The sequence below is a fragment of the Hanamia caeni genome, assembly GCF_003721595.1.
GTDB lineage: Bacteria > Bacteroidota > Bacteroidia > Chitinophagales > Chitinophagaceae > Ginsengibacter > Ginsengibacter caeni.
Genome location: NZ_RJJR01000002.1, coordinates 543,227 through 565,604, shown reverse-complemented (window position 1 = coordinate 565,604; position 22,378 = coordinate 543,227). Strand labels below are relative to the sequence as shown.

Genomic DNA, 22,378 nt, shown 5'->3' with positions numbered 1-22,378 from the left:
TCACAATTTATTGATGCAAAGCATTTCCATAGCCGACCAACAATACAGACACAATAATGGTAATGATTCCTATGATAATGGTTGTTCTTGTTTTTGAACTTACGCCTTTCCATTCTTTCAATGCAAAGCCCCAAAGATTGGCTACTAAAATAATAAATGACATGTGCAGTATCCATGAGCTTGCACCATTTCCCAGTTTGCTTTCGCCCATTCCATAAAAGAAAAACTGTAGAAACCAGAGTGTTCCTGCTACGGCACAAAATAAATAATTTCGGAATAGTGGCGTTTTTTTATCTACATAATCCCCGAAACTTTTGTTGCGGATATTTAAATACATACACCAGATAAAGTTGGTGGTGAGGCCTCCCCAAAGCAACACGATATAAATTACATTATTACGGTATAAAAAATTGCCGGATTCTCCCGGATTAGCTGCCTTCCAGGCATCGTTGGCCACTTCCGCCATTTTTGAGCCTGCTTCAATCCCATAATTAAAACATGCGCTGAGAATACCGGAGATGATGCAAACTATCAATCCCTTTACAAGGTTAAATTCTTTTACGCTTTCTTTCTTTTTCTCTTCAGGCAATTCACGTTCTTTTAATACGCCGGCCCTGCCGCAAATAAAAATGCCCAGCAGGCAAAGAATCACACCAAGCAACACTATCTGCCCCCAATGATTGGAAATTAAATCGGTAAATGTAACTTTTCCCTCAGATGGATGAAAATTATAATAAATTGACGGGGCCAATGCGCCAAAAGCCGATGTAAATCCAAGTAAAACTGAATTGCCAAGCGACATGCCCAAATAGCGCATACCAAGGCCATACATAAGTCCGCCGATTCCCCAGAGCACACCCCAGAAATAGGTCCAGCCAAAGGTGGAAGCAGGCGTATTTGAAATAATAGTTCCGAAGTGTGGAATTGTTAGCCAAGCTGCGATGGGCGGCACTATCAGCCAGGAAAAAAGACCGCCGATAATCCAAAAACTTTCCCAGTGCCAGCCTTTTACTTTATTGTAAGGAACATAAAAACTTCCCGAGGCGGCCCCACCTATAAAGTGATAAATAATTCCAAGGATTATCTGCATACGTCAATTTATTCGCTCTGAAATTGTATTTAGGAATAAAAATAAATGAATCGAATTCAAAAATCATCATGTACTGTCATGGTTCAATGAAAAAAGAGAACGATCGCGATAATAAATAAACCCCAAAAATCAGATAAGAAATCCCATTAAAAAAATATCAGTTCTTAACTGCTATTGATATGCCAAACATCGCGATCATGGCTCCATAACTTCCATCTAAGAAATATTCTTTTTAATTTCTTCTCACCAGCCGAATGTAGTACACTGGCCCGGCTGAGCTTTTATCTTCGGCTACAAATTTAATGGTGATTCGTGATTTGGCGGCTACCATGTCATCAGGTATCGGATATGTTACTTCTTTGAATTGCGACAGATTCCATTTGCCGGTATTATCTTCAGTTGCTAATTTTTTGTCATCGATATAAATTTCAAATTTGTGGCGGCCCCATTCTGCGCCCCAATAACGGACTATCAGGCTTAAATTCGTTTGATTATTCGTTGCCATGTTATAGCTGAAATAACCGCCATCAAAGGCTTCACGAAACATTTGGTCCTGGTTATTGCCCGTTCTTGATTTTTCATTTTGCATCGCATGGTCCACTTCAGGTTGTTGCTCGCCGGGATTTACAAAATCAACAGTTCGTTTTTCCAACTCCAGTTTTTCTTTTTCAGATGCGGCAATCGAATCAATATATTTTTGATAACCTGCGTTACTCAATGCCATCCAGTACATCATATAGCGCGCATCATAAATTTGATAGAAAGGCTGCAATTCTATTTTAATCGGGTTAACCACTTTTACATTTTTAACCGTAAAATGAAGCGGTTCATTTTTTATTGGAACTAAATCATGAGTTATTGATGAAACATCATCAGCAACAAAAATCGGCGCTTTATCGACCGGCAATTTTTTACCACTTGGAATATGACCCCAGCGACTGTCATCGGCAATCAATCCTTTCAAATCCTCCGTACCTGTTTTTGCACCGAGCAAAATTGGGCCATACATAATGGCGATGTATTGCGGAACATTTGGTAAATGCGAAATCGTGTTATGCATCGGCAAAGTCATTTCTATTACGTCGCCTTTCTTCCATTGGCGGTTGATGGCCACATAAGAGGAAGGATGATTTTGAATGGAAACCTCTTTACCATTCACTTTAATTTTTAGTGCGCCATCTTTCACCCACCACGGATAACGAATCATCAAATTCAACATTGAATTCCCTTCGGTAATAATCAACTTCGTTTTTTCTTCGAAAGGGAATTTGGTTTGCTGCGTGAGTTGAATTCCTTTTTCTTTCCAGTTTAATTCAGACGCGATAAACAGGTTTACAAACAACGAATCGCCGGAATGCGTGTAAATAAATTCATTGTATTTGCTATGATTTTCCATGCCAGTTCCCACACAGCACCACATCGCTTCGTTAGGCGCAGAGTATACGCGATAACTTCTCGGGCGGACCGGTGTAAAATAAACGTAGCCGCCGGTTTCAGGATTTTGCGTTGAAAGAATATGATTGTAAATCGTGCGCTCATAATAATCCGCATATTTTGCGGAAGGATTTTTTCTGAATAAATCTTCCGTAAGCTTCAGCATATTGTTGGAGTTGCAACTTTCAGGGCCTTCCACATCATTGATAAAATCGATACATGATGCAGCGCTTGGAAAAAACTCACGACGGCTGTTTCCGCCAAAAGCTAATGTTCTGTTTGTAGTTACTGTTTGCCAGAAAAAGCTTCCTGCATCTTCATATTTTTTATCGCCGCTCAATTCACCAATTCTTGCAAAACCAATCGCTTTCGGCACTTGCGTGTTGGCATGTTTGTTATCCAAATTATCAATGCCTTCAGACATTGGATTTAATAGCATGTGATGCGAAAATCTTTCTGCAGCAACTAAATATTTTTTATCGCCTGAGATGGCGTAAGCATCAGCCAATACTTCATTCATGCCACCTTGTTCCGTGTCGAGCATTGATTGCATTTGCGCATCAGTAAGGTTTGAAGTGATGTTTATAGCCCAATCGCAAAAATGTAAAAACATGTTTTTGGCTTGTTTACTGCCGGCATATATCCATGCATCTCTTAAACCTGCGTACATTTTATGAACATTATACCATGGAACCCAACCAGCATGAAAAGCTTTGAAATCGCCGTCCTGCACCGATTTCCAAACGGCAGCGCTGTTCGGAACACCACCCACATAACCAATGCCCCAGCTTTTATTATTTTTTGCGTTCGCATCCTGGCATTTTTGCAATTCAGCAATCATGTAGAGCATTCTCTTTTTACATTCAGCGTTTCCTGTGGCGGTATTAATTGCCATCGCCGTTAAATAATGCCCGCCAATATGCCCGTCTAATCCTGCCCAGTTTGTATAGCTTGAGTCTTTTGGTTTTAATCCGGCTTCTTTTAAATACGGTGCTAATAAACGGCCAACTTTATATTGCAAAAGAGTTTGAATATTTAAATCGCGTGCATGCTTAAACGGCCCGTCTAATAATTTCACATCGCCGAGGTCAAATTCATTAGGATATAGCTTCTCCTGCGCCCAAATATTTCCATAACATAAATTCCCAATAATTATCAGGAGTAGAATTGCCTTTTTCATTCTTTGAATATATTTTTTATTGCCAATTTTTTAAAGTTACTTAATCATTTTTAGCTGCCCGAGCGAAGCACTAACTAAAGCGGTTCCTTTTTTTATGCGTTCTTACAGATACCAATTAAACAACCAGTTATCATACATCCATCATTATTAAAAATAAAAATTTTACTTTTGTTGACACAATATTTACCTGATGTTACTAATTGTATTAAATGCATTTTTTTGCCTTGCTTTCGCTGCTTTTGCTTATGTAAATCTCAATGATAAGGATTCGTGGTTATGGGTAAGCATTTATATGGTAGCTTCCATTTGTTGTGGCCTTGTCGTATTTGGAAAATTTTTTCCAATAGTATATCTTGTAGCTATCGCCTTCTATTTAATTTATGCTATCCGGCTTTTTTTTATAAAAGACGGAGTGAAGGATTGGATTACAAAATATCATACTCCAAGTTTGGTAGAAAGTATGCAGGCAACCAAACCTTATATCGAACAGGCAAGAGAGTTTTTTGGATTGCTCATTATCAGTGGTGCTTTGGCAATAAATTATTTTGCTTCTATGTAAATGAAACACACAGGAATTATGAAAGGAGAGATGAATACGAAGATTGACGGATTACTGACCAGGATTATCGAAAGAAATGTAAATGGCGAAACTTATGCATGGCTTCTTAATAAAGCAGCCGACTTAAACGGTAAAGACAATAAAGACCAGCTTACCATTATATTTACTTCCATCCCGCGTAAAACAAGGAAAAAAGAAATCGAGATTGAAGAAACAGAAGCTGAACAAATTAATGTGATTTTGCCAGGCTTCAGAATTGATCATTGGACAATTGACAGGCTATCGAGGGTTTGGCTATTAATACAGCTGGAAATTGATGATAAAGAAAAATATATTAGCCAAATTGAAAGCTTGTTTTCACAGGCAGAAATGAATGAGCAGGTAGCGCTTTATTCGTCTTTGCCACTTCTTTCTTATCCTGACGCGTGGGAATTAAGATGCGCGGAAGGTATCAGAAGTAATATCGGGACGGTGCTCGAAGCAATAATGTATCATAATCCATATCCCTCCGCCTACCTGGATGAGCTGGCATGGAATCAATTGGTGATGAAAGCTTTTTTCACCAATAAAAATGTAAACAATATTGTAGGACTGGATGCAAGAGCGAATGCAAATTTAGCAAACACTCTTTTTGATTATGTAGAAGAACGCTGGTCAGCAAATCGTACTGTAAACCCGCAGATATGGCGCTTAACAGCCGCGTATTTTGATGAACCTCATTTTTACATGATCGAAAAATTATTTAACGAGGGGGGTGAAACGGATCGCGAAGCTGCTGCACTTGCATGCGCTGAGGGTACCAATGCAAAGTTGAATTTATTATTAGATCAGCATCCGCAATATAAAAAAGCTATCGCTGAAAAAACGCTGAGCTGGCAGGCTATAGCAGATAAACAGATATTTTAAAATAATTAAATAAGTAAATTATGTCGTGTAGTACTGATGAAAGGGAAACCGCGGAAACACAGAAAAGTATACCGCTTGATTTGGATGCCATAAAAGGAATGCGTTTTTTTGATCCTCATATTCACATGGTGTCAAGAACCACCGACGATTACCAGGCGATGGCCGATGCCGGAATTGTCGCCGTTATTGAACCGGCGTTCTGGCTTGGCCAACCCCGAACCGGAGTCGATACTTTCCGCGATTATTACAGCAGCCTTATAGGATGGGAAAGATTTCGTGCATCGCAGTTTGGCATTAAACATTATTGCACCATTGGACTAAACTCACGTGAGGCGAATAATCAAAAACTGGCGGAGCAGGTAATGGAAATTCTTCCGCTTTTTATCTATAAAGAAGGCGTGTTGGGCGTTGGTGAAATAGGTTTTGATGATCAAACACCTGCTGAAGAAAAATATTACAGACTGCAGCTCGAACTTGCTAAAGAAGCGGGTTTGCCTGTACAAATCCATACGCCGCACCGCGATAAGAAAAAAGGAACACAGCGTAGTATGGATATTGCAATCGAGCATGGATTAAATCCTTACTCTGTTATTGTAGACCACAATAATGAAGAAACCGTAAAAGAAGTGCTCGACAGAGGCTTTTGGGCTGCATTCACTATTTATCCTTTTACAAAAATGGGTAATGAACGCATGGTTGAAATTGTGAAGCAATATGGCACTGAGCGCATTATCGTCAACTCTGCCGCAGATTGGGGAATCAGTGATCCTTTGGCTGTCCCTAAAACAGCCGCTTTAATGAAGATTCACGGTATTGATGTTAAGGATATCGATTTGGTTTGCTTTCGTAATGCCATTACGGCTTTCGGACAGAGCGGACAAATTGTCGAATCCGATTTCGAAGAGGTTCAGAATATGGATCAATCGAAAAAATTTGAGGGCAATAGTGTACTTCGCGGCGGCCAGGCGCCCCGTATTAATAAATCATCGCTCATCATTAGTTAATTTCCTGTATTGAAAAGAAGTAAAGGTTTTCTTCAACTAATGAGGCCCGCCAATATAGTTACTTCCGTCGCTGACGTGCTGGCCGGCGTCGCTATATCGGGATATTTAGTAAACGAAAATTTATCTCCTACTTACATTTCCTCCATCTTACTTTTAAGCCTTTCCACTATCGGGCTGTATGGAGGCGGAGTTGTTTTTAATGATGTGTTTGATGCAGAACTTGATAAGATAGAAAGGCCTGAAAGGCCTATCCCGTCAGGGATTATATCGAAAGGAGAAGGGTCATTGTTGGGCATCATTTTGTTTGCAACCGGTATAATAGCTGCGGCAATGGTGAGTGTGCTATCGGGCTTAATTGCGGTATCAATTATTATCGCTGCCCTCGTTTATGATAAATGGTCAAAGCATAATGGATTTGCCGGCCCATTCAATATGGGATTATGCCGCGGCTTAAATCTTTTATTAGGCATTAGCATTGTTATAACTGCTATTTCGGCTTGGTGGTTTGTTGCAATAATACCAATTATTTACATTGCTGCGATTACGATGATAAGCAGAGGCGAAGTGCATGGCGGCAGTAAAAGTGCATTATATTCTGCCGCGTTATTTTATTGTATCGTAATTGCCGCCATCCTGTTTTTATCAACAGGGAGAGACATGATTTGGTGGGCGGCTATTTTTTTAATTCCATTTGTGTGGATGATTTTTTACACTTTGATAAAAGCTATCAGGTTACCTTCTCCACAAAATATTGGGAAGGCGGTCAGAGCCGGAGTGATTGCATTGATTGTAATGGATGCATCCATGGCTGCGGCATTTGGAGCTACCGTTCTTGCTTTCTTAATCATACTTTTGTTGCCGGTTTCTTTATGGCTTGCAAAAATTTTTGCAGTTACGTAAACTTTTTAAGCTTTAAATATTTTATGAATTATCTCGGGCAATCTTTCAATGTGCAGTTTGATTACAGGGTTTATTTTACTTCCGGTATTTTTAATACTTCGAACAGTGATTTTGAATTTTTTTTGAAAGAAAGAAGCTCGCCATCAACCCATCAAAAAATACTTTTTGTTATAGATGATGGCGTTATCAACACACATCCACAATTGGTGAATCAAATTCAATCTTATTTCAAAAAAAATCTTACCGTGTCATTGGTTGAAGATATGGTGATAATACCCGGCGGCGAGCAGGCAAAAAATCACTCGCAATATTTTGATTCCATCATCGAAGCGATCGACGTAAATGGCATTGACCGGCATTCTTATGTGGCCGCAATTGGCGGCGGCTCGGTTTTGGATCTTGCGGGATTTGCTTCTGCTGTCGCGCATAGGGGCATTAAGCATATACGCATCCCCACTACAGTTTTGTCGCAGAACGATTCAGGAGTTGGCGTAAAAAACGGTATCAATTATAAAAACAAGAAAAATTTTATAGGCACTTTCGCTCCGCCTGTCGCTGTGTTTAATGATGATAGCTTCTTAGCAACACTTAGTGAAAGAGATTGGCGAGCAGGCATATCCGAAGCAATAAAAGTTGCGCTCATTAAGGATGCGGCTTTCTACTCCCGGATTGAAGAAAACATCGAAAAATTAGTAGCCAGGGATCAAAAGGCAATGAACGATTTAATTCGCGATTGTGCGGCTTTGCACCTGCAGCATATCGCTTCGGGCGATCCATTTGAACTTGGCTCCTCCCGTCCTTTGGATTTTGGTCATTGGAGCGCGCATAAGTTGGAGCAATTATCAGATTTTCAAATCCGTCATGGCGAAGCAGTAGCGATGGGAATTGCACTGGACACACTTTATTCCGCTTTATCAGGGCGGTTATCTATGGAAAAAGCAGAAAGGATTCTTCACCTGCTGCTGAAAGCAGGTTTCGAAATTACCCATCCATTATTGGATATTCAAAACGAAACCAGTGAAATTTTAAAAGGTTTAGAGGAATTTCGTGAGCACCTGGGGGGCCAGCTAACCGTGATGCTATTGGCTGACATCGGGAGCGGTGTTGAAGTTCATGATTTGAATTTTTCATTGCTCAAACAAGCTTCACAAAAATTGCAGGAATATCAGCAAACCGCTAAAATAAAAAATTAAAGTAAAAGTATGTTTACTGTAGCAGGTCATCTAACTTATTGTACCAACATTCACCCGGGAGAAAACTGGCGCGATCACTTTGCTTCCATCAAAAATAATTTTCCTTTTATAAAAGAAAGTATCGCACCTCGCAGCCCGATGGGAATAGGATTGCGCTTATCCAATGAAGCAGCCATTGAATTAATCAAAGAAGAAAATCTATCGGAATTTAAAGAATGGCTTAAAGAGCAGGATGCTTATGTATTTACCATGAACGGCTTTCCTTACGGAGGATTTCATAATACCGTTGTGAAGGACCAGGTGCATATGCCCGATTGGACTACCGGTGAAAGAGTAGATTACACAATTCGTTTATTTGAAATTTTATCAGTTTTATTGCCTGAAGGAATGGATGGCGGTGTATCTACTTCTCCGTTAAGCTATAAACTTTGGTTTAAGACAAAAGAGCAATTGGCTGATTGCAGGGAAACCGGTACCAGCAACGTAATCAAGGTAGTTGAAGCTCTTATCCGGCTTCATCAATCAACAGGAAAATTACTACATCTTGATATAGAGCCAGAGCCGGATGGCGTATTGGAAAGCGGCGAAGAATTTATCGAATGGTTCGAAAAAGATTTATTACGTGTAGGCATTCCCGTTATAAAAGATAAATTAAACATTTCAGCACAGCAGGCAGAAAATTTAATAAAGGAACATGTGCGTTTATGTTACGACGTATGCCATTTTGCAATTGGATATGAACCTCATAAAAACATCATCAACGACTTGCAGAATCGGGGAATAAAAATTGGCAAAATCCAAATAAGCGCTGCATTAAAATCAAAAATGGATTTGAATGAAAGAGAAGGCATAAAGCAAAGTTTTGAAAATTTTAATGAGCCTGTTTACCTGCACCAGGTAGTGGCAAAAACCATTGATGGGAAATTGCTTCGTTATCCTGATCTGCCTGCAGCATTGGCTGAAATAGACAATCCTGCTTTTGAAGAATGGCGCGCACATTTTCATGTGCCGATATTCACTAAATCTTTTAATCTGCTATCGTCCACACAAGATGAAATTGCTGAAGTACTTTCCATTCAAAAAGAGAATCCTTTTACCAATCATCTTGAAGTGGAAACCTATACCTGGGACGTGCTTCCGCCAGATTTAAAATTGCCTTTGCAGGATTCCATTACGAGGGAATTGCAGTGGGTCAAGGGAATACTCGATAAAAAATAGTGTAATTTTTAGACAATGAAAAAAACAGTTGTTATAGATGTGGTAGGGCTTTCTCTTTCAATAATAGGAGAACATACGCCTTTCTTAAAAGATTATATTTCCAAAAATAATTTGAGCTCTATTGATCCGATGCTTCCGGCAGTAACAACGGCCGTGCAGTCAACCTATGTTACCGGTAAATGGCCTTCCGAACATGGAATTGTGGGCAATGGCTGGTACGATAGGGAAGATTGCGAAATCAAATTTTGGAAGCAATCCAACAAACTGGTTCACGCAGAAAAGATTTGGGAAAGGGCGAAGAAAGTCGATACAGCCTTTACGTGTGCTAAAATGTTTTGGTGGTATAATATGTATTCTTCGGCGGATTTTGCCGTTACTCCGAGGCCGAATTATCTTGCCGATGGCAGAAAAATTCCTGACTGCTATTCGCATCCGGCAGAGTTGCGCGATAAGCTTCAAAAAGAATTAGGGCAATTCCCGTTATTCCAGTTTTGGGGCCCAGGGGCCAATATCAAATCCACACAATGGATAGCGGATGCTTCCATTCTTACTGACCAATGGCACGACCCAACTCTTTCACTCATCTATCTTCCACATCTTGATTATTGCCTGCAAAAGTTTGGGCCGGATATTTCAAAAATAGGCGAAGAATTAAAAGCAATAGATGCTGTAATTGCACAATTAGTAAGTTATTTTGAAAAGAGAAATGCACAAATCATTATCCTATCTGAATATGGCATTGCTCCCGTTAATAACCCGATTCATTTAAATCGTCTGTTTCGTAAAAATGACCTATTGCAGATTCGTGTAGAAAGAGGTTTAGAATTACTTGATCCTGGCGCCTCAAAGGCTTTTGTGGTAGCAGATCACCAGGTGGCTCATGTGTATATTAATGATCCATCGGTAACTAATAAAGTGAAAAGTATTTTGGAAAAAGTTCAGGGAATAGAATTAATTATGGATAAAACCGCCCAGCAAAATTATCATATTGGTAATGCCCGAAGCGGAGATTTGGTATTAATGGCAGACGCAGAAAGCTGGTTTACCTACTATTTCTGGCTTGATGATGCTGTTGCGCCGGATTATGCGAGAGCCGTGGATATTCATAAAAAGCCCGGCTACGACCCGGTGGAAATGTTTATGACTTCAAAACTGCGAGCCGGCTACAAACTACTCCGAAAAAAAATTGGATTGAGGTATGTCATGGATGTGATTCCTTTAGACGCTACATTGATAAAGGGTTCACACGGAAGAGTCGCTACTCCTTCTGAATTTCATCCTGTTATTATTTCCGGCGAATCTTTAAATAAAAATATCAGCGCCACGGACGTGTATAATGTGATTTGGGATAGTCTTAATTAATTTTTGGGTCTCAGTGTTTTCGATTTTTATTTTTTAAAGATCAACAAAAAATACAGAATAATTATCCCGGCCGGAAAACCAGGCTGAAAAATAATGTCACACAAAGAAGGGGCAGTAAATATTGGAAGGGGCAAGATTAATAAATTGCAAAATAGAAATTAATGGTATTTGTTGCTTTAATGGAATCCGCGGTCTCCATTGTTTGAAAGATATTAAAATATTCTTATAAAAATTATTATGGCGCTTGATTAAAAAAAACATACAGCCCATCTTTACCGGCAACTATAATATCCTTTCTACCGCTATGATGCAGGTCTGCGATGGAGAAAAAAAGGCCAGTACCTTTCCCTATACCAAGCGGCCCATAACTAATTACATTCTTTACAAATGACTCTCCATTCCATTTGAAGTAATACAAACCAATTAGATCGTTACTACCAGGGTCATTCCCATTGTGAGCACGATAGCGTTTCCCTGTGATTAATTCATTTTGCCCGTCGTTATCAATATCTGCCCATTCCATGGTATGGTATTGGGAGTTGAAAGGATCAATAGAATGTTTTATCCAATACCTTTTCCCTGCCTGATCTGTTTTTTGCTCGTACCAATCCAGGCCATAATTATGGGCCTGCCCCACTATCAAATCATTCTTGCCATCCTTATTCACATCTGCCACAATTATCGGGACCCCGGCGGTTTTTAATTGAAATTCTTTATGAAAAATCCATTTCCCTTTCAAAGCATCTTTTGGGCTTTCATACCATCCATCGCTTACGATGAAATCACCGGATCCATCGCCATTTATATCTCCAAAGCCGAGACCGTGTTCCTGAGCAGGACCTACCATCACTTTGGTAAACTTTCCTGTCGGATTACTGTGGCCATCTCTTTCAAGGCGATAAAACTTTAAAGGATTATTGGGCGTGTTAGGCACAATTTCAGGAATGCCATCCTTATCTATATCCACCCCCATAATACACTCCACGTTGCCAGTAGTATCTATTATATGCAATTTCCATTCTCCATCATTACCCGGATTTTCACGCCACCAGATACTTTTGCTAAACCAATCTCCTGTTACATAATCCATTTTCCCATCGCCATTAACATCAAGCGGGATGGTAGCAAAATCGTCCCAGTATTGCCCATCGCCACTGCGATTGAGATGGCCAATAAAATGTCTTTTGATAAAATCAGGCCCTTCGTACCAGAAGGTACCGGAAACAATATCAGAATGTCCATCATTATTTACATCCAAAACACCTACAGACTCAAAGCTCTCCGCAGCAATCATTTGCTTTTTGAATTGAACCTGTGAAAATGCATGAGAAGAAGTAAAAAGAACCGTATAAAGGATAAGATAAGTCCGAATTTTTTTATTCATGGTCTACTTTTCATTATAGAATAACGTTCTAAATCTTCGAAGATCTGGCTTTATTATATTTCATCATGCTGATCATTGAATATTAGTATCCCGGAAGCTCAATTAATTTATCATTCTTATTCAACTCACTTCTGGTAATAGGAAAGAAATACGCTTTATTATCCCATTTTCCCGGCCGGATTACTATGGGCGTAACAGTTGGAATAGTGGCAGTCGTATGATCCGGGTTCAATTTGTATACAATCTGAACTCCATGCACATCATGGTAAGCGGCTGGCCCGATCATCCATCTGCGAACATCAAAAAATCTTTGATCTTCATATACCATTTCTATCCTTCTTTCATTTCGATAATCGGCCATTAATGCTGATCCGGTTGTTGAAATATCAGGCATAAACGCTCTCTTCCTGAGCATATTTAGATAAACCTTACCTTCATCTTCCTGCCCCAATTCAATAGATGCTTCCGCATAATTTAACAAAATTTCACCATACCGAATCCATCTTAGGGTTAAATCCTGATATCCTTTTTGGATGTCAACTGATTTATTCAAAAATTTGAGCATGGTAGCTCCACATTCATTACCATTCCATGAATTGGCAATACTGTTACGTGTATCAAGCCCATATACCGGAACCATTGCACCATTACTCCACGTTTCCCAAGTTCCAAACTGCCCCACTCCTATTGGATCATAAGCAACTAAATCAGCAGGTCGCTGCCTGTATTTATTTCCTTCAAAGAGTACAGTTGCATAAAAACGGGGATCCCGATTCTTGTAGGGTTGCGCTGCTTCAGCAGGATTGCTTCTTTCAAATTTGCTTCCATCTGCCATATTATATGCGTCCACCAGATCGTTTAGAGCACCCACACCTCCATTTCCATACCAGCCATTTGGAGCAATACCCCACCCGTTGTATCCTCCTCCTGTAGAGGCAGAACTATATTTTACAAATATATCTTCCACGCTTTTAGTGGAGGTAAAAAGATCACTATAATTCTGCGTTGCTTCTTCAGCAGAAGCAGGATTAGGTTTATATAAGCTATACACTCCCATATCTATTACAACTTTTGCTGCATCTTGCGCAGCTTTCCATCGGCTGGCAGCATCACCGTCTGTATAACCTAATAATTCCGGATGAGAAAAACCACTGGTTACGCTACCATTTTTTTGAGGATTATGTAAATCACTTGCTGCATAAAGTAATACTCTTGATTTTAAAGAAAGAGCAGCACCTTTGGTAGCACGGCCATCATTATCTCCGCTTTGTACAACAGGAAGCATGCTGGCGGCAGAATCTAAATCGCTGATAACAAAATTTATACAATCAGCATAAGAACTTTGCGCAATTTTAAAAGAATCATTCAAGCCATAAACATTTTTAATAATTGGAACACCCCCATAATAATTGGTCAATCTAAAATAGAAGTACGCTCTAAGAAAATGAACCTCCCCCAACATTCTATCTTTAAGAGTTACTCCGTCAATTAAAGTTGGATCAAATGTAGCCTTTGAAATATTCTCTAAAGCAACATTACAATGCCTTATAGCCCGGTACGAGCCTGTCCAGTTCCCATATTCTCCATCATCCTGGGTGATAATCATATTATTAAAATTGAGACCGTCGGCATCCCGGCTTCTTGATTCATCCACATTTCCGGCATTCATAGCCAGCCCTGCCGGGATTTCATTATAAATACCATTAATGAAGGTGGCGGTTAATGCCGGATCTCCCCACTCATCAGAGCCCGAAAACTCTGTAGGTGATTTTTTATTAAGGAAATCTTTATTGCACGATACCATAACAATTGCAAATGAAAACGCTATAAGTTTATAAAGTAAATTTTTCATTAGATCGATTTTAGAATGTTACTGTTAAACCAAAAGATAATGTCTTGTTCAATGGATACACCTGGCTATTAACCCAAATTGAACCCGGTGCAGTGTTTGGTGATTCAGGATCAAAGTCCTTCAGGCCGGTCAATGTTAACAAGTTTAATCCGCTGGCGTATACGCGAAATGCTTCTAATCCAAACCTTTTAAGAAACGTCTGAGGAAGGCTATAACCGATTTCCAGGTTCTTTAATCTCATATAATCACTGTTTCGAACCCAATAGGTATTATTAGGCCATCCGTCTGCCATCCAGTATTGAGAAGTCCGGTTCCATGCCCTGGGCTTTTTTGCATCAATATTTTCTGGAGTCCAGCGACCGATTACATTATCCATTCTGAAATTACCTGCTTCACCTGAAAACTCGGTATAAGCTCTTTCGGCACCGGTAGCACCTTGCACCAGGAGAGACAAATCAATATTCTTATACTCTAAATTTAAACTCAAGCCACCCGTAAAAGTGGGTATATCCGTTTTGTAATCTCTAACTAAATCCAATCCATCAATTTTGCCATCACCATTAACGTCTTTAAAAATGATATCACCCGGTTGTGCCCCAGCCCAATGAGGATATTTATCCACTGCTGCCTGGTCTCTGAAAATGCCAATTGCCTGGTAATATAAGTGTGAATTCATGGGGTGGCCAGTTGTTTTTTGATAATCAGGGATTCCGGGTGTTTCATCCCAATTCAAAATTTTATTTTTAGCATAGGATCCATTAATTGAAAGTGAATACGTTAATTCTCCTATTTTATTCTGATACCCTAGCTGGAATTCAAATCCCTCATTAGCTACCTTTGCAAAGTTTTGCTGAGGTAGGCTTAATCCCGCAGTAGCCGGTATTGAAGCATTTTTCCACCACAGGATATTTGATCGAACATTATAAAAGTAATCGGCTGATACACTTAACTTATTTTGTAAAAGTTGCGCGTCAAAACCAATATTCGATTGATTGGCCACCTCCCATGTAATATTTGGATTAGGCACACGAACCTGGCTAGTAGTATTCACTACTACATTTTGATTGAATGTATAATTGCCATTGTAGGCAAAATTGTCTGCAAATTGATAAGGAGCTATTCGATCGTTACCGGTCTGTCCCCATGATCCTCTTATTTTTAAATCATTGATGAAATGGATACTTTGTTTCCAGAAATTCTCTTCCGATACTCTCCAGCCTAATGAGATTCCGGGGAAGAAACCAAACTGTGATCCTGAAGGGAAAACATAAGACCCATCTTCGCGAAAAACAAATTCAGCAAGATATTTTCCCTCGTAATCATAATTCAAACGGCCAAAATAACTTAAACGGGCATTGTTTAAATAAGGATCGGCCGATCCTCCATTATCTTTTAATAAATTTCCGCCTGCAAACATCTGGTCAATCGCTGTTGAGGTGAAATATCTTCGGAAAGCGTTAAAATTCATCGAAGCGCCGGAAATTCGTTCCACCCCAAGTAATACCTTAATATTATGTTGAGTATTTATGCTATGCTGATAGTTAATCAACCCTCTTAATGTTGTGCTGTTACCATCTGTCATACCCTGCCATAATCTGGCATCACTAACACCTCTTTGGCCTTTTACGAGCAGGGGAACATTGTCAGCATCGTAAGATGTCCCATCCCATGTGTATACATACCAGGGTTTCTCAAATTGTTTATGATTCAAAATGCTTTTATCGTAACTGGCAGTTCCACTTAGTGATAAACCGTCTATCCAGGGAATTGTAATGTCTAACTTCAAGTTGCTCTGCAATAAATAAGTCTTATCTAAAAGGTAACCAGTGGCGTTTGTCGTTGTAAGAACCGGATTTTGTCCATATTCTACATCCGGGCCTGGCAATCCATTGGGCCAATATGCAGGCAGGTAAGGGTATTGCCTGTTTAAAGCCCACCAGGTATTTAAAGCGTCACCACCAATACCGGTCCCAGGGTAATGAGCATTATGCTGCCCACCTGAAAAGTCAACACTAAGGTGAATATTTTTAGAAATACTGGCGTCCATGTTACTTCTGAAATCGACCTGAGAATAATAATTGGCGCTATGATAAAATATACCGTCCTCGAAATTAGTGCCTCCGGAAACAAAATACTTTACCTTGTCAGTTCCACCTCTTAAAGAAATATTAGCATATTGCTGGATAGACCAGGGTTTTATCACGGCTTTGAACCAATCCGTATTCGGATGGCCCCACGGATCAGAGCCATCCTTGTATTTCTGAATATCCTCATCCGTATATTTTGGAGGCTGGCCCTGATACAATTTAATTTCGTTAATCATCTGGGCATAACTGGCAGCATCAGCCATTTTAGGCAGAACTGTTGGTTGATTCCAACCCTGATTAAGGCTTATCTGTATCTGGGGAATTCCTAATTTGCCGCGTTTGGTAGTAACTAATATTACGCCATTTGCGGCTTCAGAACCATAAATTGCCGCAGATGCATCTTTCAGAACAGTAATAGATTCAATACTTGCAGGATCTATGCGATCTAAGCCCCGATTCTGAATGCCATCTACTATTATAAGAGGGGAATTATCACCCAGCGTATTTACTCCCCTGATCCTCAATAAAGAGGCATCATTTCCAGGTTCTCCCGTCCTGGAGACCACTACCAGACCAGGGAGCCTGCCAACTAAAGAATTTGAAACGTTCGGAGCGGGAGATTTCCGGATTTCATTTCCACTTACTTCTGCAACAGAACCGGTAAGAGTTGCCTTCTTCTGCGTACCATAACCTACTACCACTACCTGTTCAAGCGAATTTACCGAAGGCTGCAATGCGATATTTAATACACCTTCCGAAGTGACAACAGCATCCTGATCAAGATATCCAACATTGCTTATTGTCAAAACTGCTCCTTTTGCAGCTTTTATAGAGAATTTTCCTGAGGCGTCAGTGGTGGTACCACCGGTTTTTCCCTTTATGGTAATGGACGCGCCTGTTAAAGGAGTACCGTCAACCGATGAAAGTACAGTACCGGTTACTGTTTCCGTTCCCTGGGCAAAGCAAAATGAACCGAATCCGCAAAAAAAGACAAAAAGCAATACTCTTTTTAGTCTCGGAGAATGCAAGGATATTTTCTTTGGCATTGTAAATGTTTTTTTAGTTAATTAAAAGTTTTAGTTTTTTACTGATGGTCGGGCAAGAATTAAAACAGTGTATTTAGAAAAAGACATCGGTTGATTATATATTACCGTCCTTCCGAAAAATAATTTCCACTTTAGTCGATCATGGATTATGTCTTTGCACTTCTCATTATATATTGAAAGCTGCGAAAGGCATTTTACACCATGGCAATTAATTTTAAATTAAGATTTGAATATGATTTTAAATTACGATGCGATTCAATACGAAAAATAAACGGTAACAGTTTCAAGCAATGTGTTATTTAACGTAAATTTAGAAATCCTATCTTGTATAACTGTCCTGTCCTGTCATGCTTTGCGTTCACCAAAGTTTTCCGATCAATCTTCATAACTAAACCAGCATATTGAAGAACGGCTTACAGCAAAACAACAAATAAAGCCAATTCCTATTTTACTTTCTGCTAATCGTAAATATTTGAACCGGCCCTACCAGCCCGGAAGGAAGCAGGGTTGAATTAGCCTGGTAAAAAGGCATTGTGGTATAAGTAATTTTATTTGATACACCTGGCTGTGCATCACCAATTAACCTGTTTACCCAAAGATTAGTAACTTTTATTTCTACTTTATTTTGTCCGACTTTAATTGCATTTGATACATTGATGCGGAAAGGCTGTTTCCAAAGAATACCCAGCGACTTTCCATTCACAATTACTTCAGCAAGATTTTTTACATCACCAAGATTTAACCACAATTCTGAATCTTTTGTAAACCATTGCGCTGGTGCCGTAATTGCTTTTGTATAAGTAGCTGTTCCCGAAAAATATTTGATACCAGGATCAGAATTATCTGTAAAGGAAGTGAGTTTATCAAACGTGGCGCTTGCAGGAGCACCACGATCTTTTTGAAAACTTACGTTCCACGGACCTTCAATGGAAGTAAGCTCCTTTACTTTAACCGCAGGAAGTTCCACGGAATTTTTTACCGCTTTATCTTTAAACACGACAAATAATGCATCATTAGGTTCCATGTGTAGTTTTACTTTTGTTGTCCCGTCTGCGATTGTGTAAGACAATGGTTCTGTTTTACCGGTTTCGGCAAACCATAGTTCAGGAATTTTTCCAGTGATGCGAAATGTCGCTTCCACATCTTCTATTCTTTCGTTTCGATTGTTTATCCAGTAAATATCGCGGTCTGATAATTTGCGATGCACAAACATCAACTTTGTATCAGATGAAGGTTTCGTGTAGGCAAAATCAGGTGGGATATTTAATTGATTTAATACTTCCGAAATTGTTTTCACTGTGAATACTTTCGGATTATTTGAATGCCAGATACCTTTTACGATATTCTCAAATTCAGCCTGATCATCAGAAAGGCTGAGAGTGCTTTGAGGTTCGACACCACTGATCGCAGCACCATCTTTCACCAATTTTTGGATTTTTTTCAAAACAGGAAGGGACATTTTTACTGCGTTACTATCCAATACCAGCAAACGATAGCTCATACCACTTGGTGTAACAAGTCTTCCTTCTTTTACCGATAAAAGGTTTATTAAAGCATCCGGATTGATAAAATCATAATTATAGCTTTGGGGAACATCAGGTAATTTTTTTCCAAATAAAGAAGTGATATTATTGTCTTCTCCATAATAATATACGACATCTGCAACAAATTTCCCTTGCTGTAATAAATAACTACTGCGTGCCAGGTAAGTTGTCCACGGCTTTGCTTCCTCTGCCCACGTTTCATGTCGTGTGAACCATTGACCAAATGGCCCGAGCCCGAGTCCTGGAATTTTATCATCTGTAGGTTGATGAACAGAACAATGGATAATGAATCTATTTAAACCGTTGGCCAGCTCGAGGTCAGCAGTAGATTTTAAATTTTCGGGCGAATAAGACCATGCTTTGTCGGGAATACCTAATGCAGTTAAAGATTCTGCCGCTACAAGATTTTGTCCGTAGATATGAGCTACAGATGCTGATTCCCGGATATCAGCTTCGTAGCCCACCTGGTCACCTCCGTTTATAAATTCATTTTTAGTCCACATGGCAGACATAGGAACAAAAGCTTTTCTTTTCACATCCATGCCATCCGCAATAAATGCCCTGCCGCTTTCATGGGATTCTGAATACCGTTTCATACCATAATCCGCAAGAATTTTTGTCAAATTATCATAGTGGTATTCGGCTACCATTTCACTTAGAGTATGGCGAAAGTCATACAAAAATTGTTCGCTGGCTTCCGAGCTTTTTATAATCTGGCCGGTGAGTACAGGAAGCCATGGAATTATGCTATAGCCGCGACGTTTGAGAAATTCGGCAGGAAGATTTGCCGTCCAGTTTTGCGCGCCGGCCTCCCAGCTATCGGTGACCATAAATTGCAATCCGCCTTTTTTCCCCATTAATCCACGGGTTGCATTTTCATATTGATTAAGATAATTAGTGAAATAATTTTTTACTGCCACCGGATCCAGTTTATCTACTTCCGGGCCCGTAGCTTCCGGCGAAGCCGGGTGATTGGTGATTCCTAATAGCGAATAACCAAAACGCACTATTTTCCACTCGCCGGCCGGCACAACCCAGTTCAATGTGCCATCAGGCTTCATTTTATCTGTCAGGTCAATGATATCCGTTGTTGCTACGGCATCATCGGTAGGCGCAGTCATCTTTGAGTTTAAATCGCCAACCGCTGCAAACGCATCCTTCTCTTCAAAACGATTAACCACATTAATAGGGTGTAGTTCAATTTCCGCAATCTCTGTTCCAGCAGGTATTTTTGGTGCACTTGGCTTGCCTCCTAAAAACGCTGCCGCAAGATCCGGGACCGGTGGAGGATTTTTCACGGTAACCCGGAAATATCTTGCCGTTGTTTGAGGAATAGATATTGTTTGCTGTAAGATAGCGCCTGGTGGTATGTAACAGACAAACTTGAAATTTGCGCCATCATCACTTGCCTCAAGTGTTCTGGAATCAGGTGCAGAAGCACCTCTGCCAAACATACCTGGCTCTCCCCCGCCCATCATTGTTACTGCTTTAATAGTTTGCGGTTGTGGAAATGCAAACTGAATCCAGGCAAAACCTTCTACAGAATCTCTTGGCAGAAGAACGCTTGCCGCTAAATCACCATCCGTTAATTGTTGCAATGTAAAATTGCCCCCACTGGACGTTACTTCTGCTCCTAATTCGCTTAACGATTTATCTGCACCTGGAACTTTAAATGCCACTACAGCTATGTCTTTATAGAATAAGGGAAGTTTTGAAGCATCAACGGTTTCTCTAAATCCGGGCTGCATAATGATATTCTGGAACGGGCCCGTGATGCCCTTTTGTTGGGATAATCGTACGTTATTCGTTCCACCTTTCAAACGCATTTCCGTCCAAACGATTTTTTTCATCCCATCCTCTGGCTTTACCCAGGGGCCTCCACTTTCACTCCAGCCGGGAGATCCGGCGATTGCCATTTCCAAATGCAACGAGTCTGCCAACTTTGTTGCAAAATGAAATGCATCCTTCCAACCAGGAGTCATATATGTCAAGCGCTTTTCCACTATCTGTGGAGTCATCAGGCTTGCATCAAAATTCTGAAACCCGCCAATTCCTGCCCGATGCATCCATTCAAGATCCTTTCGAATACCTTCTTTAGTTATATTCCCATTCATCCAGTGCCACCATACACGCGGTTTTGCAGTATTTGGTGGCATTTTAAAATTATCGTACAACGAATCGCCGGCAGACTTGTTTTTACCTTCAATTTCAATAGCAGAATTATATACCGTGCTTCTTTTTTCGTCGGTTATTTTTGTGATTAATCCGGTAGCCTGCTGTGCAACAGCAGCAAAAGTTAAAAAAAGGTAAGATATTAAAAGAATTAATTTTGCAGATAAAAACTGATTTGTAAACTTTTTCATTTTGCAATTGGTTTAATTCATTTATGGCGGTCGTTGGAGAATAAAGTGGTAATGTACACATGCCAATTTATTCGACTATCCTGTACAGTATGTAGCTTAGCCGAGACTGCTCAACTCAGTAAATAATACAATACATTTATAAGAAATCGATCGGCAATGGCTTCAGAAAATATATACCAGTTTTTAAAAATAAATGAGGAATCTATCACTCCAAAGTATCTGCAGATAGCTAATTGTGTTATGCATGCTGTACAAATAAATGCTGTTACAAAAGATTACTTGCTACCTTCTATAAACGATTTAACGTATGAGCTTGAAATATCACGTGATACGGCAGAAAAAGCGCTACGTTACTTAAAATCCCGCGGCGTAATTGGTTCTGTTCCCGGCAAAGGATATTTTATTGCCAACACTCATTTTAAACAATCTATAAAAGTTTTTCTACTGTTCAATAAACTGAGCGTACATAAAAAAATCATTTATGATTCTTTCGCATCCAGATTAGGCGACCGGGCTGCTATTGATTTTTTCATTTACAATAATAATTTTTCTCTTTTTAAAAAATTGATGCAGAAAAATAAAGACAATGATTATACGCATTATGTAATTATCCCCCATTTTTTGGAAGGGGGTGACAAAGCCAATGAGGTTATTAATGAAATTAAAAAAGGTCAATTAATTTTATTGGATAAATCCATTTCCGGTATCGACAGGGAATATGGCGCAGTTCATGAGAATTTCGAACAGGATATTTATCGGGCACTAAAGGCGTCGCTTCCTCAATTGAGTAAATACCAGACTATTAAAATTGTTTTTCCCGAATATACTTATCATCCGGTAGAGATCCTGAAAGGCTTTCATTCCTTCTGCAGTGAGTATGCATTCAATCATAAGGTAGTCCAAAATATTGAAAAGGAAAAAGTGAGTCGCGGTGAAGCATTTATTAATCTTATGGAAGACGACCTGGTTATTTTGTTGGGGAAAATACAGGGAACGGATTTAAAGGTAGGAAAAGACATTGGCATCATTTCTTATAATGAAACACCCTGGAAACGTTTTATGCTCAATGGCATTACAACTATTTCTTCTGATTTTAAAAAAATGGGTGAAATGGCCGCCGATTTGGTCTTAAATAACAGCAAAGAACAGAAAGAAGTGCCTTTTTCCCTCACATTAAGAAACTCGCTCTGATTTACCGGAGCGTCATAATAAACTGGTTGTATGCAATGCCAAATACAATCATCCTAATTTAATTG

The 22,378-nt window shown here is 39.7% G+C and carries 14 protein-coding genes; 8 read left to right on the top strand and 6 right to left on the bottom strand.

Features of this window, described 5'->3' with window-relative positions; all coding sequences use genetic code 11:
- Nucleotides 1–7 precede the first annotated feature (7 nt).
- Nucleotides 8–1,090, bottom strand: a complete 1,083-nt coding sequence (gene rhaT / locus EFY79_RS05685; RefSeq protein WP_123119695.1) for an L-rhamnose/proton symporter RhaT — start codon at nt 1,088–1,090, stop codon at nt 8–10.
- A gap of 232 nt (nt 1,091–1,322) precedes the next feature.
- Nucleotides 1,323–3,704 (bottom strand): glycoside hydrolase family 127 protein, encoded by a 2,382-nt coding sequence (locus EFY79_RS05680; protein ID WP_123119694.1) that lies wholly within the window; start codon nt 3,702–3,704, stop codon nt 1,323–1,325.
- Nucleotides 3,705–3,894: 190 nt separating this feature from the next.
- Here EFY79_RS05680 and EFY79_RS05675 point away from each other — a divergent pair, with 190 nt between their 5' ends.
- Genes EFY79_RS05675 through EFY79_RS05645 form a run of 7 tightly spaced genes read left to right on the top strand, consistent with a single transcriptional unit; the run spans nt 3,895 to nt 10,846 of the window.
- Complete coding sequence (locus tag EFY79_RS05675) at nt 3,895–4,263, top strand: transmembrane 220 family protein (RefSeq protein ID WP_123119693.1); 369 nt, start codon at nt 3,895–3,897, stop codon at nt 4,261–4,263.
- On the top strand, nt 4,264–5,169 hold the full coding sequence (locus EFY79_RS05670; protein WP_199727446.1) for an EboA domain-containing protein: 906 nt from the start codon (nt 4,264–4,266) through the stop codon (nt 5,167–5,169). It begins immediately after the preceding gene.
- A gap of 20 nt (nt 5,170–5,189) precedes the next feature.
- Nucleotides 5,190–6,173: a TatD family hydrolase gene (locus EFY79_RS05665; RefSeq protein ID WP_123119692.1), complete on the top strand. Its 984-nt coding sequence runs from the start codon at nt 5,190–5,192 to the stop codon at nt 6,171–6,173.
- 9 nt (nt 6,174–6,182) lie between these two features.
- A complete protein-coding gene (gene eboC / locus EFY79_RS05660; protein WP_233577928.1) occupies nt 6,183–7,073 on the top strand; it encodes a UbiA-like protein EboC in 891 nt (296 codons plus the stop codon).
- A gap of 23 nt (nt 7,074–7,096) precedes the next feature.
- Nucleotides 7,097–8,266, top strand: a complete 1,170-nt coding sequence (locus EFY79_RS05655) for a 3-dehydroquinate synthase (protein WP_123119786.1) — start codon at nt 7,097–7,099, stop codon at nt 8,264–8,266.
- Nucleotides 8,267–8,275: 9 nt separating this feature from the next.
- Entirely contained in the window at nt 8,276–9,484 is a 1,209-nt protein-coding gene (gene eboE / locus EFY79_RS05650; protein ID WP_123119690.1) for a metabolite traffic protein EboE, read from the top strand.
- 15 nt (nt 9,485–9,499) lie between these two features.
- Nucleotides 9,500–10,846 (top strand): alkaline phosphatase family protein, encoded by a 1,347-nt coding sequence (locus tag EFY79_RS05645; RefSeq protein ID WP_123119689.1) that lies wholly within the window; start codon nt 9,500–9,502, stop codon nt 10,844–10,846.
- Nucleotides 10,847–11,081: 235 nt separating this feature from the next.
- On the opposite strand, the gene EFY79_RS05640 is transcribed toward EFY79_RS05645, so the two are convergent.
- The 4 genes from EFY79_RS05640 to EFY79_RS05625 all read right to left on the bottom strand — a co-directional run bounded on the left by EFY79_RS05640 (nt 11,082) and on the right by EFY79_RS05625 (nt 21,122).
- A complete protein-coding gene (locus EFY79_RS05640; RefSeq protein WP_123119688.1) occupies nt 11,082–12,230 on the bottom strand; it encodes an FG-GAP repeat domain-containing protein in 1,149 nt (382 codons plus the stop codon).
- A gap of 82 nt (nt 12,231–12,312) precedes the next feature.
- Entirely contained in the window at nt 12,313–14,082 is a 1,770-nt protein-coding gene (locus tag EFY79_RS05635) for a RagB/SusD family nutrient uptake outer membrane protein (RefSeq protein WP_123119687.1), read from the bottom strand.
- 10 nt (nt 14,083–14,092) lie between these two features.
- A complete protein-coding gene (locus tag EFY79_RS05630) occupies nt 14,093–17,215 on the bottom strand; it encodes a SusC/RagA family TonB-linked outer membrane protein (protein ID WP_123119686.1) in 3,123 nt (1,040 codons plus the stop codon).
- Nucleotides 17,216–17,663: 448 nt separating this feature from the next.
- A complete protein-coding gene (locus EFY79_RS05625; RefSeq protein WP_123119685.1) occupies nt 17,664–21,122 on the bottom strand; it encodes a glycosyl hydrolase in 3,459 nt (1,152 codons plus the stop codon).
- Between the two features lie 156 nt (nt 21,123–21,278).
- Here EFY79_RS05625 and EFY79_RS05620 point away from each other — a divergent pair, with 156 nt between their 5' ends.
- A complete protein-coding gene (locus EFY79_RS05620) occupies nt 21,279–22,313 on the top strand; it encodes a substrate-binding domain-containing protein (protein WP_123119684.1) in 1,035 nt (344 codons plus the stop codon).
- The last annotated feature ends 65 nt before the right edge of the window (nt 22,314–22,378 follow it).